Below are 15,890 nucleotides of genomic sequence, written 5' to 3'. Positions count from 1 at the left end.
TGATCGGGGGCTCCATGCACGACACCCGCCGCGACCTCGCCCGGCTCGAGGGCAGCACCGCCGTCATCGTCTCAGCGATGCGCACGCCGACGGGACGCCGCCGCGGCAGCCTGTCCCACATGACCGCCGCCGAGCTGGGCGCCCACGCGGTGCGTGCGGCCCTGGAACGGGTGCCGGGGGCTGCCGACGACGTCGCCCAGCTCATCTTCGGCAACGTCTACCAGGGCGGTGCCGGGCAGAACGTGGCGCGCCAGGTCGCGCTGGGCGCCGGCCTGGCGGTGCGGGTGCCGGCGATGACCGTCAACGAGGTCTGCGGCTCCGGCCTGAAGTCCGTCATCCTCGCCGAGCAGCTCATCCGGCTGCGCCGCGCCGACGTCGTCGTCGCCGGCGGCACGGAGTCGATGACCCGGGCGGCGCTCGTGTCCGCCTACGACCCGGAGACCCGCTCCTACCTCGAGCCCCAGCCCTCCCTCATGGTCGACGGGCTCACGGACGCCTTCAGCGGTGAGGCGATGGGGGTCACGGCCGAGGAGGTCGCCAAGCAGCACGCCATCGACCGGGCGAGCCAGGACGCCTGGGCGCTGCGCTCGCACGAGCGGGCGGCCAGCGCCACCCGCGAGGGCCTGTACGCCCAGGAGATCGCCCCGGTGGACCTGCCCGGCGGCGAGCGCCTGGACCACGACGAGCCGATCCGCCCGGACACGGACGAGGAGCGGCTGGCGGGCCTGCGCCCCGTCTTCGCCGAGCACGGCACCGTCACCGCCGGCAACGCCTCCTCGGTGGCCGACGGCGCCGCGGCCCTCGTGCTGACCTCCGCGGACTACGCCCGCCGCCACGGCCTGGACGTGCTGGCGGTGCTGTCCAGCTCCTCGGAGATCGCCATCGACCCGCGGATCATGGGCTTCTCCCCCACCACCGCGATCCGTGACCTGCTGTCCCACCAGGGCCTGACGACGGCGGACATCGACTCCTACGAGATCAACGAGGCCTTCGCCGCGACATCCCTGGCCGTGAGCCAGGACCTGGAACTGGACCCGCAGACGGTCAACCCCATGGGCTCGGCCATCGCCCTCGGCCACCCGCTGGGCGCCTCCGGCGCCCGCATCCTCGTCACCCTCGTGCACCGGCTGCGGCGCGAGGGCCTGCGCCGCGGGGTCGCCTCGCTGTGCGTGGGCGGTGGCATGGGCATCGCCGTGCTCGTGGAGTCCCTGGCCTCCCCCGCCGCCCGGGAGACCCTGTGAGCCGCCGCTTCTACGAGCTCAGCCCCACCGAGCGGCGCGGGCAGATGGTCGCCGAGGGCCTGCTCACCCCGGGGGCGGCCAAGGTCCTGGCCGACCCGTCCGGGCTGGACCCGCACACCGCCTCCCGGCTCGTGGAGAACCAGGTGGGCCAGCTGCACCTGCCCATCGGGGTGGTGCCGGGCATGCTGGTCAACGGGCGCACGTACACGGTGCCGCTGTGCACCGAGGAGGCCTCGGTCGTGGCCGCCGCCTCCAACGGCGCGCGGATCGTGCGCGAGGCGGGCGGCTTCACGGCCGTGACGCCCACGCGCCTGGTGACGGGGCAGGTGGTGGTGGCCGAGCCGCGCGACCCGGAGCTCGTCACCCGCATCGAGCAGTGCCGTGAGGAGCTGTTCGCCGCCGCGGCCCGGGCCCACCCCTCGATCGTCGCCCGCGGCGGGGGCCTGCGCGAGGTGCGCGTGCGCGCCCTGCCGCCCGCGGACCCGGACGTCACCGGTGCCGGAGCTGCGGACGGTACGCCGGCCGGCACGCGGGGCTTCGTGAGCGTGGACCTGAGCGTCGACGTGCGCGACGCCATGGGCGCGAACATCGTCGACACCATCGGCGAGGCCGTCGCCGCCGTCTTGCGTGAACGCTTCCCTCAGGAGGAGGTGCTGCTGGCGATCATCTCCAACTACGCCGTCGAGGCCCTGGTCGAGGTCTCCTGCGACCTGCCGGCGCCGCTGCTCGTGCCGGCCCGCGCCGCACGCGGGCTGTCGGCCGAGGAGCTGGCCGCCCTCGCGGGGCGCACCGCGCGCCGCATCGCCCTGGCCTCCGACCTCGCCCAGGTGGACACCACCCGCGCGGTGACCCACAACAAGGGCGTGATGAACGGGATCCACGCCGCCGCGCTCGCCATCGGCAACGACACGCGCGCGGTGGAGGCCGGCTGCCACGCCTGGGCCGCACGCGACGGGCGCTACCGGGGCCTGTCGCACTGGTCGCTCACGGGCGCCCAGGACGCCCCGGTGCTGCACGGGCGGATGAGCGTGCCGCTGCCGCTGGCGAGCGTCGGGGGCACGATCCACGCCCTGCCCCAGGCCGAGGCCGCGCTCGCTCTCACCGGGGTGGACGACGCCGCCGAGCTGGCGCGCGTGGTCGCCGCCGTCGGCCTGGCGCAGAACCTCGCGGCCCTGCGCGCGCTGGTCACCGACGGGATCCAGAAGGGGCACATGTCGATGCACTCGCGCGCCCTGGCGATCACCGTGGGCGCGCGCGGGGAGCAGATCGAGCGGGTCGCCGAGCTGCTGCGCGCGGCGCCGCGCATGAACCAGGACACCGCCCGCGCCCTGCTCGCCCGGGTCCGCGCTGAGGCCGGTGAGGTCCAGTGACGGCCGGCGAGGGCTGAGCGGGGCCCTCCTCACAGCAGGATGGTCGCGTAGGTCCCCGCGCGCTCGAAGCCCAGCCCCCGGTACAGGCCGAGTGCCGCCGTGTTGTAGTCGTTGACGTACAGGCTCACGGTGCCGCCCGGGCCCACGTGCTCGGCGCGCACCGCGTCGACCACGGCGGCCAGGGCCACGCTGCCCAGCCCCTGGCCGCGCAGGTCCTCACGGGTCCACACACCGGTGAGCTGGGCGACACCGCCCCGCGGCGCCTGCCACAGGGCGCCGACGTCCGCCTTGAAGGCCACCCGTCTCGGGCCCCCGGGCAGCGGCGCCCGCCCCTCGCCGTCGTCGAGGACGACGTAGGTGCGCCGTGCGCCCACGAGCCAGGAGACGTGACGGGCGTAGGCTCCACCGCACGCCGTGGGGTCGTAGCCGAGCTCGGCGTGGAACATCGCCACCGAGGCGGGCAGCACGAGCGGGGCCTCCTCGCCCGTGGCCGCGTGCAGCACAGCGGCCGCCCACCTCATGGCGGGGCGCCGGTCGAGCGCGGCACGGGCCAGGCCCCCGGGCAGGTGGGGCGCCACGAGCACGGGCTGGGTCCACCTCTCCTCGCGGCCGGCCAGGCCCAGGCCCACGAGCTCGCTCCAGACCGGCTCGACGTCCTCGACGGGGCCGTAGACGGAGCCGTTGCGGGTCAGGCGCCGTCGGGCGTGCTCGGCCAGCGCCCGCACCTGCGCGCTGCTCGCGCCCGCGTGGCCCAGTGCCGGCCTGGCGGCGAGGCCGAAGGGCAGGAGCGAGCCGGTGGTCCAGGCGCCGCCGTCGGGGCTGGCGGCACGACCCAGGGCGACGACGTCGCCGCTGCCCCAGGCCGGCCAACGGCGCAGCTGGCCGGCCAGGCTCACGCCGGCGACCGGGTCGAGGGCGCACAGGTCGAGCAGGCCCCCGGCCGTCGCCGGTGACACGGGCCCCAGGAGCCGGGAGGGGCGGGGCAGGAGGCGCACGCTGCTTCTCACAGGGTGCTTCTCACAGGGGGGCGACGAGGTCCACCCAGATGAGCAGCACCGCCATGAGGATGAGCAGGCCGAAGACCACCTGGCCGACGGGCAGCATGCGGGCGGTGTCCGCGTAGCCGGGGTCCGGCCGGCCGGTGGCACGCGCCCAGGTGCGGCGCAGACCCTCCCAGCAGGCGCCGGCCACGTGCCCACCGTCGAGCGGCAGCAGGGGCACGAGGTTGAAGGCGAACAGGGCGAGGTTGAGCGAGCCCAGGAGGCTGAGCATCGAGTACAGGCGCGCGGAGAAGGGCACGCGTCCCGTGCCGGCCCCCGCCGCGGAGACCTCCCCGGCGATGCGCCCCATGCCGACGAGGCTGATGAGGCCCTCGGGGCTGCGCTCCTCAGCCCCCAGCCCCGCCAGGACCGCGTGGTAGAGGCCGGCGGGGATGGTGATGATGGCCCGCAGCGTCTGGCCGACGGCGCTCGCGACCTGCCCGGCGACCTCGCCGGCGGGCACGCGCACGGTGCCCAAGGCCGGGCTGAGCCCCGCGTAGGGGCGCGGGTGGGTGAGCACCGTGCCGTCCTCACCGGTGACCGGCTGGCCGGCCTCGTCGTGGACGGTCCGCTCGACCTCGACGGCGGTGACGGTGAGGGTGAGCCGCTGCCCACCGCGCTCGACGACGACCTCACTCGGCCCGGTGCCGTTGGCGAGGATCGCCGCCTGCACGTCCGCCCAGCTCGTGAGCGGGGCCCCCGCCCAGGTGAGCAGCCGGTCGCCCGGCTCGAGGCCGGCGGCTCTGGCTGGCGAGACCGGGTCCGTGGCGGTGCACCCGGCCCCGGCGTCGATGTCGGAGGAGACGCACGCGGAGACCGTGGCGACAGTGGCCGTGTAGCCGGGCTGCCCCACGACGCCCAGGGCCACGGCCAGCAGCAGGACCCCCAGGACGAGGTTGGTGAGGATGCCTCCGGCCATGACGACGAGCTTGCGGGGCACGCTCAGGCGGTAGAAGGCCCGGTGCTGCTCGTCGGGGCCGAGCTCGGCCAGGGACTCCTCGCGGGCCTCGGCGACCATGCCCCCGGGCTTGTCCGGGCGGCCGGGACGGGCGGGCGGGAGCATGCCCAGCAGGCGCACGTAGCCGCCCAGCCAGACCGCCTTGACGCCGTACTCGGTGCCGCCGCGGTGGAAGGACCACAGGCGCGGCCCGAAGCCGATGAAGTACTCGGGGACCTTCACGCCGAAGGCCTTGGCCGGCAGCATGTGCCCCAGCTCGTGCAGCGCCACGGACAGGGCGATGCCGACGACGAGGACGAGGACGCCCAGGGCGTAGGCGAGGGTGGCGCTCATGCGGCGGCCTCCTGTGGTGTCGGGCGGCGGGTGAGTGGACGGCTCGGGCCCGGGCACTCACTCGACGGAGAGCAGCACCTCGACCACGCGCGCGAGGTAGCGGTCCACACTGTGCTCCTCATAGGCCTTGGCCCCGCGCGCGGAGGTGAACAGGGCGGCGCGGACCTGCCCGGAGGTGAGGGTGGCGGCGGAGTCGAAGTAGGCGGCGACGCGGTCCATGAGGTCATCGACCTCCTCGCGGCTGTAGCCGCGGCCCCGGGCGGGGGCGAAGCGCTCACCGGCGGGGCGCAGGAGCCTGGGGTACAGGGTGGTGGCGAGCTCGGCCACCTGACGCATCCAGGCGTCGCGTCCCAGCCGGGAGACGACGTCAGCGCGGCGCTGCTGGAGGAAGGCCGCCTCGAGGCGGTCCAGGGCGGCGTCGACGGCGTCGGGCTGGTAGCCGCCGTGGACGACGTCGAAGGCGACGGTGCGCACGCCCTCGGAGTCCATCTCCTCCAGGTCGCCGGCCTCGTAGATCTCGTGCGCGATGCTGAAGTAGCGCTCGACCTGCTCGGACCGGTAGCCCCTGCTCAGGGCGCCCACCTTGGGGAACATGCCGCTCATTCCTGTGTCCTCGACCTCTCCTGGCCCAGCACCTCGGCGGCCAGCTGGCCGCAGGCGCCGTCGATGTCGCTGCCCCGGGTGTCACGCACGGTCGTGGTGATGCCCGCCTGGCGCAGTGTATCCACGAACCGGTCCTGGACGTCCGGCTCCGAGCAGGTCCAGATGGAGCCGGGGGTGGGGTTGAGGGGGATGGGGTTGACGTGGGCCCAGCCGCGCCCGCGCCGGTTGAGCTCGTCCGCGAGCAGCTGGGCCCGCCAGGCGTGGTCGTTCATGTCCTTGATGAGGGCGTACTCGATGGACACGCGCCGGCCGGTGGCCTCGAAGTAGTCGTGGGCGGCGTCGAGGAGCTCACCGACCTTCCACTTGGAGTTGACAGGGATGAGCTCGTCGCGCAGGGCGTCGTCGGGGGCGTGCAGGGACACGGCCAGCGTCACCGGGACCCCCTCCCCCGCGAGGCGGCGGATGAGCGGCACGAGGCCCACCGTGGAGACGGTGATGCCGCGGGCGGACAGGCCGAAGCCCTCCGGGGCCGGGTCGGTCATACGGTGCAGGGCGGCGACGACGTTCTTGTAGTTGACCATCGGCTCGCCCATGCCCATGAAGACGACGTTGGACAGGCGGGCGGGGCCCCCGGCGAGGTCGCCGCGCTGGGAGGCCAGGGCGGCGTGGCGGACCTGCTCGATGATCTCCGCGGTGGACAGGTTGCGGGTGAGGCCCATCTGGCCGGTGGCGCAGAAGGGGCAGGCCATGCCGCAGCCGGCCTGGGAGGACACGCACAGGGTGGTGCGCTCGCGGTAGCGCATGAGGACGGACTCCACGCGCACGCCGTCGTGCAGCTCCCACAGGTGCTTGATGGTGCGCCCGCCGTCGGCCCTGAGGGCCCGCACCTCGGTGATGAGCTCGGGCAGGATCTCGGCCGCCAGGTCCTCGCGCTGGGCGGCGGGCAGGTCGGTCATGTCCGCGGGCTCGCGCGTGAAGTGGGAGAAGTAGTGGCGTGAGAGCTGGTCGGCGCGGAAGGCCGGCAGGCCCGCGTCGGCGAGGGCGCTCTTGCGCCCGGCCAGGTCGAGGTCGGCCAGGTGGCGGGGCGCCTTGCCGCGGGCGACGGGCACGGCGAAGGACAGGCGGGGCCTGGCGTCGGGGCTGGTGGCGCCCTCGGGCGCCTGGTCCGTGGGCATGACCTGGACCTCGCCGGGGCGGCGGCGCCGGATGCCGACGGGCACCTGGGGGCGGGCCCTCCCGGTCTGCCCGGTCTGGGGCGAGGGGCGCGCGGCGGTGGCCGTGCGATGTGACTGGTCGTTGGCGGGGCTCACGAGGCTGGAGTTCCTCTCACCGGGTCGGTGCGTGCTCAGGGCGCGGGTGCGCGGGTGCGCGGGTGCCGAGGTTACCGGTCGGCGGGCCCCGGCGCCGCGCCGGGGGTCACACGCGCGGCCCCGTCCTCGTCACCGGCGGGTCCGGCTCCTGGCCTCAGCGCAGCAGGAGGGAGGCGACGTAGACCACCGGGGCGGCCACGAGGATGGAGTCGAGGCGGTCCATGAGGCCGCCGTGCCCGGGCAGGAGGGTGCCCATGTCCTTCAGGCCCAGGTCCCGCTTGAGCAGGGACTCCCCCAGGTCGCCCAGGGTGGAGACGATGACGACGACGAGGCCGAGCAGCGCCCCCGCCCACACGGGCCCGTCCAGGGCCCACACGCACAGGCCCCCGGCGAGCACCGTCGCGGTGACGGAGCCGGCGAAGCCCTCCCAGGACTTCTTGGGCGACACGCTCGGCGCCATGGGGTGCTTGCCGAAGGTGATGCCGGCGAGCCATCCGCCGGTGTCGTTGGCGACGGGCAGGGCGATGAGCATGATGATCTTGCCGGCGCCGTGCTCCTGGGAGACGAGCAGGACGGCGAAGCCCGCCAGGAAGGGCAGGTAGCTGGCGGCCAGCACCGAGGCGGCGGCGGTGACGGAGCGGGAGCGCCGGACGGCGTCGTGGGCGTGGGTGCGGGGCACGTCGTCGTGGCCGGCGGCCTCGAGCAGGGTCCCGGAGTCCGCCTCCGCCTGGTCGAGGAAGCACCACAGGACGCAGGCGCCGGCGGTGGCGATGTAGGCGCCGAAGGCGCCCTCGGCTCCCAGGGTCCAGGCGCACACGTCGATGCCGAGCGTGCCGAGCCACAGGGGGGCCAGCGGCAGGCGGATGCCCTTGCGGGCGAAGGCGCCGGCGAGCTCCCACAGGGCGCCGCAGACGGCGACGACGACGAGGCCGACGAAGACGACCTTCTTGACCAGCAAGGAGGCGAGGACCACCGCGATGAGGGCGACGGCCACCCCGACGGCGGCGGGCAGGTTGCGCCCGGCGCGCCCGGTGGAGGGCAGGGGCGTGTGGTTGCGCGTCGGCGGCGGGGTCAGCAGGCTGCTCAGCAGGCTCACGGGTGGTGCCGTCCGGTCGGGCGGGGCCTCAGGGCGCCTCAGACCTCGAGGAGCTCGGACTCCTTGGCGGCCAGGGCGGTGTCGACGGCCTCGACGAAGCGCTTGGTGAGGGCGTCGAGCTCGGTCTCGGCGCGCTTGACGTCGTCCTCCCCGGCCTCCCCGGCCTTCTTGATGGCCTCGAGCTCCTTCTTCGACTTGCCGCGGATGCCGCGGACCTGGACGCGGGAGTCCTCGGCGCGGGTGCGAGCGAGCTTGACGTAGTCCTTGCGGCGCTCCTCAGTGAGGGCGGGCAGGGTCACGCGGATGACGGTGCCGTCGTCGGTGGGGTTGACGCCGAGGTCGGACTCGCGGATGGCCGTGGTGATGGCCTTCATCGCGGAGCGGTCGAAGGGGCTGACGATGACGGTGCGGGCCTCGGGGATGGTGATCCCGGCGAGCTGCTGCAGCGGGGTGGGGGCGCCGTAGTAGTCGACCATGATGGTGTTGAACATGGCGGGGTTGGCGCGGCCGGTGCGGATGGCGGCCATCTCGCGCTTGGCGGCCTCGAGGGCGGCCTCCATCTTCTCCTCGGCCTCGAGCATGACGTCGTCGATCATCGGTGTTCCTTAGGTGTTCGTGGGGTTCGTGCGGTGGTGGTGGCCGTCTCAGGCGCTGGTGACGAGGGTGCCGATCTTCTCCCCGAGCAGGGCACGGGTGATGTTGCCGGGCTCGCCCATACCGAAGACCCTCATCGTGAGGTTGTTGTCCCGGCACAGGGCGAAGGCGGAGGCGTCGACCACCTGCAGCCCGTCGGCCAGGGCCCGCTCGTAGGTGAGGGCGTCGAGCATCCTGGCACTGGGGTCCTTGCGCGGGTCGGCGGTGTAGACGCCGTCGACGCCGTTCTTGCCCACGAGGAGCTCGTCGCAGTGGGACTCGAGGGCGCGCTGGGCGGAGACGGTGTCCGTGGAGAAGTAGGGAAGCCCGGCGCCGGCGCCGAAGACGACGACGCGCCCCTTCTCCAGGTGCCGGATCGCCCGCAGCGGCAGGTAGGGCTCGGCGACCTGGGTCATGGCGATGGCGGACTGGACGCGGGCGGGCACGCCGGCCTGCTCGATGAAGTCCTGCAGGGCGAGGGCGTTCATCACGGTGCCGAGCATGCCCATGTAGTCGGCGCGGGCGCGGTCGATGCCCCGCTGGGAGAGCTCGGCGCCGCGGAAGAAGTTGCCACCGCCGACGACGACGGCGACCTGGACGCCCTGGCGCACGGCCTCGGCGATCTGGCGGGCGGCGTCGGAGACGACGTCGGGGTCCAGGCCGACGCTGCCGCCGCCGAAGACCTCACCGGAGAGCTTGAGCAGGACACGACGCGGGCGGGCGAGGGTGCTGGGGGTGTCCGCTGCGGTCATCAAGGCTCTCCTCGCTCGTGGGTCCCGGTTCCGGGCTGGAGGGCACGCGTGCCCTCGGGCGAGCCTACCTGCTCACAGGTCCCGGGGACGCCGGCCCGGTGGTGCACGCCCGGGATCAAGAGGGTCCAGGAAAGAGGGGCCGCTGCCGCCGGCCACAGGACGTGGCTGGCGGCAGCGGCCCCAGTGGGCCTCAGTGTCAGGCCGAGGGGCTCAGGAGCGACTGGTCCGACGGCGCAGCAGGAGGCCTCCTGCGCCCAGGGCCCCGGCAGCGGTGAGCAGCGCCACGGTGGCCACGCCCGTGCGGGCGAGGCTGTGGCCCTTGCTGGACTGGGGCTTGGCGCTCGGCTTAGCAGGGGCCGTCGTCGGGTCGGCAGGGGCCGTCGTCGGGTCGGCAGGAGCCGTCGTCGGAGGCTGGGGGGCCGGCTGCAGGGTCAGGGTGAAGGTCGTCGTGGCCGTGCGGGGCGCCAGGCCGGTGCCGTCCTCCGCCTCGGTGACGGTCACGGTCACCTGGTAGTCCGTCTTCTGCGTGATGCCCGCCTTGGCCCGGCCCGTGATGGTCCCGGTCCGGGCGTCGTAGGCCAGGCCCTCGGGCAGGCCGGAGACATCGACCGTGTCCTCCAGCACCGGGTCTCCCCCGCTGGTGGTCACCGCCACGGCGGGCAGCTCCTGGCCGTCGGTCAGGCTCTGGTCCTCGATGCCGGCGACCTGCAGGTCGGGGGCCTCGCACAGGTTGGGGGCGATGTCGCTGAGCGTGAAGCTGAGGTAGGCGATGTCGTTCCAGATCCGCTGCTCGAACAGCAGCCCGATGGAACCGTCCGCCTGGACCGCCATCGTCGTGTAGCCGGTGCCGCCGGGGATGAGCTCACGGCTGTGGCTCCAGGTCTGGCCGTCGTCGCAGGAGGCGAGCACGGTGCCGTTGGTCCTGGCGGACGGGTTGAGGGTGCCGGAGTAGAGCAGCACCTTGGCGCGCGCCGAGCCGGGGGCGGCGTTGGGGTAGGCACGGATGATCTGGGCGTTGTTGGTGGGGTCGATGATCTGGGTCTCGAGGTAGGGCTCGCCCCAGGTCGCACCGCCGTCCTCGGAGATGGCGACGAGGCGGTGGCCGGTCCCCGGGGCCCGTGAGTTGAGCATGAGGCGCCCGTCGGAGAGCTCGACGACCTTGTTCTCGTCGAACCTCCACGGTGCCTGGCCGTCTCCGCGGTCGGTGGGGGTGTAGGCGCCGGTGGCCCAGGTCTCACCGTGGTCGTCGGAGTACATGGACATGGCGACGATCTGTCCGTCGGTGCGCACGCAGGCGACCTGCTGGACGAGACGGCCCGCGTGGGGGGCCTGCTTCTTCTGGATGCCGGCGCCGGAGGTGGCGAAGCACGCGCGCAGGTCGGTCTTGTCGTGCAGGGCCTGGGCGGTGACGACCCGCTGGTTCCAGGTGTGGCCGTTGTCCGTGGAGACGGACAGGCCCAGGTTCATCGTGTGGCGGTCGGTCTCGTCGATGCGTCCGTCGGCACCCCGGGTATAGGCCGGGCTGTTGGCGAAGACACCCGAGTCGTAGCTCTGGACGTGGAAGTTGAAGACGGTGCCCGTTGTGGCGTCCACGACGTAGGAGGGGTCGGAGAAGCCCAGCCGCTCGGCGTCGACGACGTCGCCCTGGGCGATGACGGTCTCGGGCTCCCAGGTGGCGCCGTTGTCGGTGGAGCGGCGCTGGACGATCCAGTTCGCGTTCGGAGAGTCGCCGCCGCTGGCGCCGCCGTCCACCGGCCGGCGGTCGTAGGACGCCAGCAGGTCGCCGTTGGGGGCGACGGCGATGGCGGGGATGCGGATGTTGTAGGCGCCATCGCGCTGGCGGCCCAGGACGATCGGGCTGGAGACGCCGGCGTCCAGTGCCGGGTCGGCGTCCTCGCTGAGAGTGGGGACCGCGGTCTCGAAGGTGGTGGGCCCACCGGTCTGGAGGGTCTCGCCTGTCAGGGGGCCGACGCGTGTGACGGAGCCGCTGTAGCCGGTGGAGGAGGTGACCGCGAAGGTGACGCTCGGCGTCACGCTGCCCGCCTCGACGTCCTCGGTGGTGATGGTGTACGAGGCGAAGAGGCAGTCCTGGGTGTCGCCCGCGGCCAGGGTGTTCCAGCGGCAGTGCACGGTGCCGTCCAGGTCGGAGGCACTGACGAGGACGGAGCGGTTGACCGCCGACGTGTTCGTCACGCGCAGGCGGTAGTCGATGACCTGTCCGAGGCGGTAGAGGCCGTCTGCGGGGGCGGGGGTCAGAGCCGCGATCTCGACGTCCAGGACCGGGTTGGCGGGGTCGTCGGGGGTCTGCTCGATGACGACCGGCAGCTCGGCGGTGACGGTCCCGACGAAGGTCTCGGTGCCTCCGTAGTCCGGTGCCGAGTAGGCGTTGTAGGAGATCGAGGGGTGGAGGGTGCCGGCGGCGACGTCGGCGGCGGTCACCGTGTACCGCGCCCGCCCGGTGCACACCTGCGGCGTGTTGGGCGGCGCCTGGTGCCAGCGGCAGCCCTCGTAGTTGGTGAGGTTGGAGGTGCTCGGGCGGAAGCCGAGGGGCTGGGAGGTGGTGTTGGTGATGGTGACGTCGATCGGGACCGTCTCACCGACGGTCCAGGAGGCACCGTTGGCGGGGATGCCAGTGACCGCCAGGTCAATGGTGCCCAGGTCGAAGGTCTCGGCGTGGGCCTGGGGGACGGGCACGAGGGCTGCGGGAACACACAGCGCCAGTGCGGCGAGCAGGGTCATGAGGATTCTGGTTCGTCGTTGAGCCATACCCAGATCGTCATACATCTGACGTCATAACTCAAGTCCGTGTCTCAACCGGGTCACGACGGATGTCCATGGGCCGGCAACGACAGGACGGCCGGGGCCGGGTAGACAGTGCTACCCGGCCCCGGCCGTCCTCGCCTCCCGCAGGGCCCTAGGGCGACGCAGGAGGCGTGGTGCTGAGGATGTCAGGCACCCACGCGCAGGCGCACGAAACCGGTGACCTCACCGCCGGTGGCCGTGACGACCTTGCCGACCGTGGTCTTGGGGTCCTTGGCGTAGGCCTGCTCCGTGAGGCAGATCTCCTTGAAGAAGCCGCCCAGGCGCCCCTCGACGATCCTGGCGATGGCCTGCTCGGGCTTGCCCTCGGCGCGGGTGGTCTCCTCGGCGATGGCGCGCTCCTTCTCGACGACGTCGGCCGGGACCTCGTCGCGGGTGAGGTACTGCGGGGAGTACGCGGCGATGTGCATCGCGACGTCGTGGGCGACCTCGGCGGCCTTGTCGTCGGTGCCGACGAGGACGGCCACCTGGGCCGGCAGGTCCGGGTTGGTGCGGTGCAGGTAGAGGTCGACCTTCGGCGCGGCCAGGCGGGCGATGCGCGAGACGACGATCTTCTCGCCGATGACGGCCTGCATGCCGTCGGTGAGGGCCTGGACGGTCTCACCGTCGACCTCGACCTGGGCCAGGGCCTCGACGGTCTCGGCGCCGGAGGCGACGGCGGCCGCGAGGACCTTGGTGGAGAAGTCGATGAACTTCTCGTTCTTGACGACGAAGTCGGTCTCGGCGTTGGTCTCGACGAGGATGCCGACCTGGCCCTCGGCGGTGTCGACGACCTGGGCGGCGATGAGGCCGGCGCTGGTCGCGCGGCCCTCGCGCTTGGCGATGCCCTTGAGGCCCTTGACGCGGATGATCTCGACGGCCTTCTCGAGGTTGCCCTCGGCCTCGTCGAGAGCCTTCTTGACGTCCATCATGCCGGCGCCGGTCTGCTCGCGCAGGGCCTTGATGTCGGCGGTGGTGTAGTTCGCCATGGATGTTCTCCTTGGAAGCTGTGCTAGCGGTGGTGGTCGGTGGAGGGCTCAGGCCTGCTCGGCGGCCTCAGCCGCCGGGGCCTCAGCAGCCTCAGTAGCCTCAGCGCCGGCGAGGAGCTCGGCCTCCCACTCGGGCAGCGGCTCGGCGTCGGCGGTGCCGGCCTCGGCCTCCTCGCCCGTGCGGGCGCGGCCGGCGGAGCGGGCCACGAGGCCGTCGGCGACGCCGTCGGCGATGACGCGGGTGAGCAGGCTGACGGCGCGGATGGCGTCGTCGTTGCCGGGGATGCCGTAGGTGACCTCGTCGGGGTCGCAGTTGGTGTCGAGGATGGCGATGACCGGGATGCCCAGCTTCTGGGCCTCGGCGATCGCCAGGTGCTCCTTCTTGGTGTCCACGACCCAGATGGCGGAGGGCAGCTTGGCCATGTCGCGGATGCCGCCGAGGGTCTTGGTGAGCTTGTCCTTCTCACGGCGCATCATGAGCAGCTCCTTCTTCGTGCGGCCGGAGCCGGCCACGTCGTCGAAGTCGATCTGCTCGAGCTCCTTCATGCGGTCCAGGCGGGCGCGCACGGTGGAGAAGTTGGTGAGCATGCCGCCCAGCCAGCGCTGGTTGACGAAGGGCATGCCGACGCGCTGGGCCTGCTCGGCGACGGCGGCCTGGGCCTGCTTCTTGGTGCCGACGAAGAGGATGTTGCCGCCGCGGGCGACGGTCTCCTTGACGAAGTCGTAGGCGACGTTGATGCCCTCGACGCTCTTGGCGAGGTCGATGACGTAGATGCCGTTGCGCTCGGTGAGGATGAAGCGCTTCATCTTGGGGTTCCAGCGGCGGGTCTGGTGACCGAAGTGGACGCCGGACTCGAGGAGCTGACGCATGGTGACGATGGCCATGACGGTCCTTTCGCTGCGGGCGGGGAGGTTGCCCCGCCCACGGAGTGAGGGGACGGGCCGGGCTCCGCCCCTGTGGCGGTCCGACGGCGTCCCGTGGTGGTTGTCCCCCGTTGACCTCGGGCCGCGCGGGCGGTCCGGGCTCCACGGCCGGGTGGCTGCGGACGGGGCCTGGTGCCCGCGACGCCCGGCCACCCGCAGACGCTCTGCGGGACCTCGGCCGTGGCGTCCGAAAGGACGATCCCACTCGCCCTCCTCGTGCCTGCCGGCAGGGCCGGCAGGAGTCGGGGGCTCGCGGGCGCGGGCACGCGAAGTCAGTCAGGTGCGGGCGGACCCGCACAGACTGCGTCGGCGACACTATCACGCGCTAAGGGGACCTTTCCGCGCCGGGACGCGCAAAGGTCCCCGTCGCGGGTGTTGTGCGCGTCACCTCGGCGCCGCGCGCCCGCCCACCGCCCCGCTCCGGCGGGCCGACCTCGCCGGGCTCCACAGGCGGGCGCCGCCGCACCCCCCGTGCCGGGTTGCCCACAGGAGCATCCCGACCTGGGTGACGGGGCGCCCGGGTCACGGCAGCCTCGGGCCATGAGCACCACCACCGCGGCTGTGAGTCGCCCACCGGTCGGCCCCCACCGGGTCCCGCCCGCCAGTCCCCGTCTGGTCCCACCCGCCGGCACCGGCCCCGGTGCGGGCCCCCGCCCCCGGTGCCACTGCCTGCTGCGCCCGGTCATGGCCTGCCTCGCCCTGGCCGGGCTCGTGCTGGGCGCGGGCCCGCTGCCGGCCGCGCTGGCCGGGGTCCACGGGGGCCGGGCGCACGCCCCCGCCGTGGGGCACGTCGCGCCGGCGGAGGAGTGGCGGTGGCCCACCGGGGCGCCCGCACCGGTGCTGGAGGGCTTCAACCCGCCGTCCCAGGTCTGGGGCCCGGGGCACCGCGGGGTCGACCTGGCGCTGGCCGCGGGATCGCCCGTCCTCGCCGCAGGGGCGGGGACGGTGGCCTTCGCGGGGAGCGTCGCGGGGCGACCGGTGGTCTCCATCGACCACGACGGCGGCATCCGTACCACCTACGAGCCCGTGGAGGCGGGGGTCGCCGCCGGGGAGCAGGTGGTGGCGGGCCAGGTCATCGGGGTGCTCGTGGCCGGGCACCGCTCCGACGGCGTGGACGCCCTCCACTGGGGTGCGCGCACCGGGCGCAAGACCTACGTCAACCCGCTGCGGCTGCTGGAGCGGCCCGTCATCCGGCTCAAGCCCCTCGACGCCTCCCATGAGCCGGGCACATGAGCCGGGGGCCTGAGCGCACCCCGGCGACACCCCGCCCGGTGCCCCCTCAGGCCCGGGGGAAGGCCTGCTCGTAGACGGCGCGCAGCCGCTCGGGGGTCACGTGCGTGTAGCGCTGGGTCGTGGCCAGTGACGAGTGGCCGAGCAGCTCCTGCACGCTGCGCAGGTCCGCTCCACCGGACAGCACGTGCGTGGCGGCGCTGTGGCGCAGCCCGTGGGGTCCGAGGTCCGGCACGCCCGCGGCGGCCGCCGTGCGGTGGACGAGCTCGCGCACGGCGCGCGGGTCCACGCGCCCACCGCGCACCCCGAGGAACAGGGCGCTGCCGGAGCGCGGTGAGACGAGCACCCGCCGGTGGTCCAGCCACTGGGCCAGGGCCCGGTCGGCTGGGGCGCCGTAGGGCACGACCCGCTCCTTGCCGCCCTTGCCGAGCACCTTGACCGTGCGCTCACGGCGGTCGACGTCGGTCAGGTCGAGGCCGCACAGCTCGGAGACCCGCACCCCGGTGGCGTAGAGCATCTCGAGCAGGGCGGCGTCGCGCAGCGCGGTCGCCAGCGCCCGGGCCGCCTCGGCGCCGCGCTCACCGCGCGCGGCCTCGCGGGCCTGCCCGGCGG

At 73.8% G+C, this 15,890-nt stretch carries 14 protein-coding genes; 3 read left to right on the top strand and 11 right to left on the bottom strand.

Annotation, left to right across the window (positions count from 1 at the left end; all coding sequences use genetic code 11):
• Positions 1-14: 14 nt before the first annotated feature.
• Positions 15-1,241, top strand: a complete 1,227-nt coding sequence (locus H6X67_RS10725; protein ID WP_249368629.1) for a thiolase family protein — start codon at positions 15-17, stop codon at positions 1,239-1,241.
• The gene (locus tag H6X67_RS10720; RefSeq protein WP_249368630.1) at positions 1,238-2,611 is read left to right on the top strand and encodes a hydroxymethylglutaryl-CoA reductase, degradative; all 1,374 of its coding nucleotides are present in this window, start codon (positions 1,238-1,240) and stop codon (positions 2,609-2,611) included. The genes H6X67_RS10725 and H6X67_RS10720 overlap by 4 nt, the downstream gene beginning before the upstream one ends.
• A 29-nt stretch (positions 2,612-2,640) precedes the next feature.
• Here the strand turns inward: H6X67_RS10720 and H6X67_RS10715 are convergent, their stop codons facing one another.
• From H6X67_RS10715 to rpsB, 10 genes are all read right to left on the bottom strand, one after another.
• Complete coding sequence (locus tag H6X67_RS10715; RefSeq protein WP_249368634.1) at positions 2,641-3,597, bottom strand: GNAT family N-acetyltransferase; 957 nt, start codon at positions 3,595-3,597, stop codon at positions 2,641-2,643.
• 31 nt (positions 3,598-3,628) lie between these two features.
• On the bottom strand, positions 3,629-4,942 hold the full coding sequence (locus H6X67_RS10710) for a M50 family metallopeptidase (protein WP_249368631.1): 1,314 nt from the start codon (positions 4,940-4,942) through the stop codon (positions 3,629-3,631).
• A gap of 57 nt (positions 4,943-4,999) precedes the next feature.
• Positions 5,000-5,545: a DivIVA domain-containing protein gene (locus tag H6X67_RS10705; RefSeq protein WP_249368632.1), complete on the bottom strand. Its 546-nt coding sequence runs from the start codon at positions 5,543-5,545 to the stop codon at positions 5,000-5,002.
• Positions 5,542-6,720, bottom strand: a complete 1,179-nt coding sequence (gene rlmN, locus H6X67_RS10700; protein ID WP_396121329.1) for a dual-specificity RNA methyltransferase RlmN — start codon at positions 6,718-6,720, stop codon at positions 5,542-5,544. The genes H6X67_RS10705 and rlmN overlap by 4 nt, the downstream gene beginning before the upstream one ends.
• A gap of 289 nt (positions 6,721-7,009) precedes the next feature.
• Complete coding sequence (locus H6X67_RS10695) at positions 7,010-7,942, bottom strand: phosphatidate cytidylyltransferase (RefSeq protein ID WP_249369474.1); 933 nt, start codon at positions 7,940-7,942, stop codon at positions 7,010-7,012.
• A 47-nt stretch (positions 7,943-7,989) separates the two neighbouring features.
• The gene (frr, locus tag H6X67_RS10690) at positions 7,990-8,547 is read right to left on the bottom strand and encodes a ribosome recycling factor (protein ID WP_249369472.1); all 558 of its coding nucleotides are present in this window, start codon (positions 8,545-8,547) and stop codon (positions 7,990-7,992) included.
• 48 nt (positions 8,548-8,595) lie between these two features.
• On the bottom strand, positions 8,596-9,336 hold the full coding sequence (gene pyrH / locus H6X67_RS10685) for a UMP kinase (protein ID WP_249369470.1): 741 nt from the start codon (positions 9,334-9,336) through the stop codon (positions 8,596-8,598).
• A gap of 210 nt (positions 9,337-9,546) precedes the next feature.
• Positions 9,547-12,075 (bottom strand): sialidase family protein, encoded by a 2,529-nt coding sequence (locus H6X67_RS10680; protein ID WP_249369468.1) that lies wholly within the window; start codon positions 12,073-12,075, stop codon positions 9,547-9,549.
• Positions 12,076-12,284: 209 nt separating this feature from the next.
• Positions 12,285-13,124, bottom strand: a complete 840-nt coding sequence (gene tsf / locus H6X67_RS10675; RefSeq protein WP_249369466.1) for a translation elongation factor Ts — start codon at positions 13,122-13,124, stop codon at positions 12,285-12,287.
• Positions 13,125-13,172: 48 nt separating this feature from the next.
• On the bottom strand, positions 13,173-14,009 hold the full coding sequence (rpsB, locus tag H6X67_RS10670; protein ID WP_249369464.1) for a 30S ribosomal protein S2: 837 nt from the start codon (positions 14,007-14,009) through the stop codon (positions 13,173-13,175).
• A gap of 579 nt (positions 14,010-14,588) precedes the next feature.
• Here rpsB and H6X67_RS10665 point away from each other — a divergent pair.
• Entirely contained in the window at positions 14,589-15,281 is a 693-nt protein-coding gene (locus H6X67_RS10665; RefSeq protein WP_249435532.1) for a murein hydrolase activator EnvC family protein, read from the top strand.
• Positions 15,282-15,327: 46 nt separating this feature from the next.
• Here the strand turns inward: H6X67_RS10665 and H6X67_RS10660 are convergent.
• On the bottom strand, positions 15,328-15,890 hold a 563-nt coding region (locus H6X67_RS10660; RefSeq protein WP_249435531.1), incomplete at its 5' end, for a tyrosine-type recombinase/integrase.

Origin of the sequence: Actinomyces sp. AC-20-1 (assembly GCF_023369555.1) — a bacterium.
GTDB lineage: Bacteria > Actinomycetota > Actinomycetes > Actinomycetales > Actinomycetaceae > Actinomyces.
This window is presented reverse-complemented; position numbering and strand designations above follow the sequence as displayed.

Bases quoted from the DNA above. Each gene is read 5' to 3' on its own strand.
- H6X67_RS10725 (WP_249368629.1), top strand. From the start codon at position 15: ATGCACGACACCCGCCGCGACCTCGCCCGGCTCGAGGGCAGCACCGCC.
- H6X67_RS10710 (WP_249368631.1), bottom strand. From the start codon at position 4,942: ATGAGCGCCACCCTCGCCTACGCCCTGGGCGTCCTCGTCCTCGTCGTC.
- H6X67_RS10705 (WP_249368632.1), bottom strand. From the start codon at position 5,545: ATGAGCGGCATGTTCCCCAAGGTGGGCGCCCTGAGCAGGGGCTACCGG.
- rlmN (WP_396121329.1), bottom strand. From the start codon at position 6,720: ATGCCCACGGACCAGGCGCCCGAGGGCGCCACCAGCCCCGACGCCAGG.
- frr (WP_249369472.1), bottom strand. From the start codon at position 8,547: ATGATCGACGACGTCATGCTCGAGGCCGAGGAGAAGATGGAGGCCGCC.
- pyrH (WP_249369470.1), bottom strand. From the start codon at position 9,336: ATGACCGCAGCGGACACCCCCAGCACCCTCGCCCGCCCGCGTCGTGTC.
- H6X67_RS10680 (WP_249369468.1), bottom strand. From the start codon at position 12,075: ATGACCCTGCTCGCCGCACTGGCGCTGTGTGTTCCCGCAGCCCTCGTG.
- tsf (WP_249369466.1), bottom strand. From the start codon at position 13,124: ATGGCGAACTACACCACCGCCGACATCAAGGCCCTGCGCGAGCAGACC.
- rpsB (WP_249369464.1), bottom strand. From the start codon at position 14,009: ATGGCCATCGTCACCATGCGTCAGCTCCTCGAGTCCGGCGTCCACTTC.
- H6X67_RS10665 (WP_249435532.1), top strand. From the start codon at position 14,589: ATGAGCACCACCACCGCGGCTGTGAGTCGCCCACCGGTCGGCCCCCAC.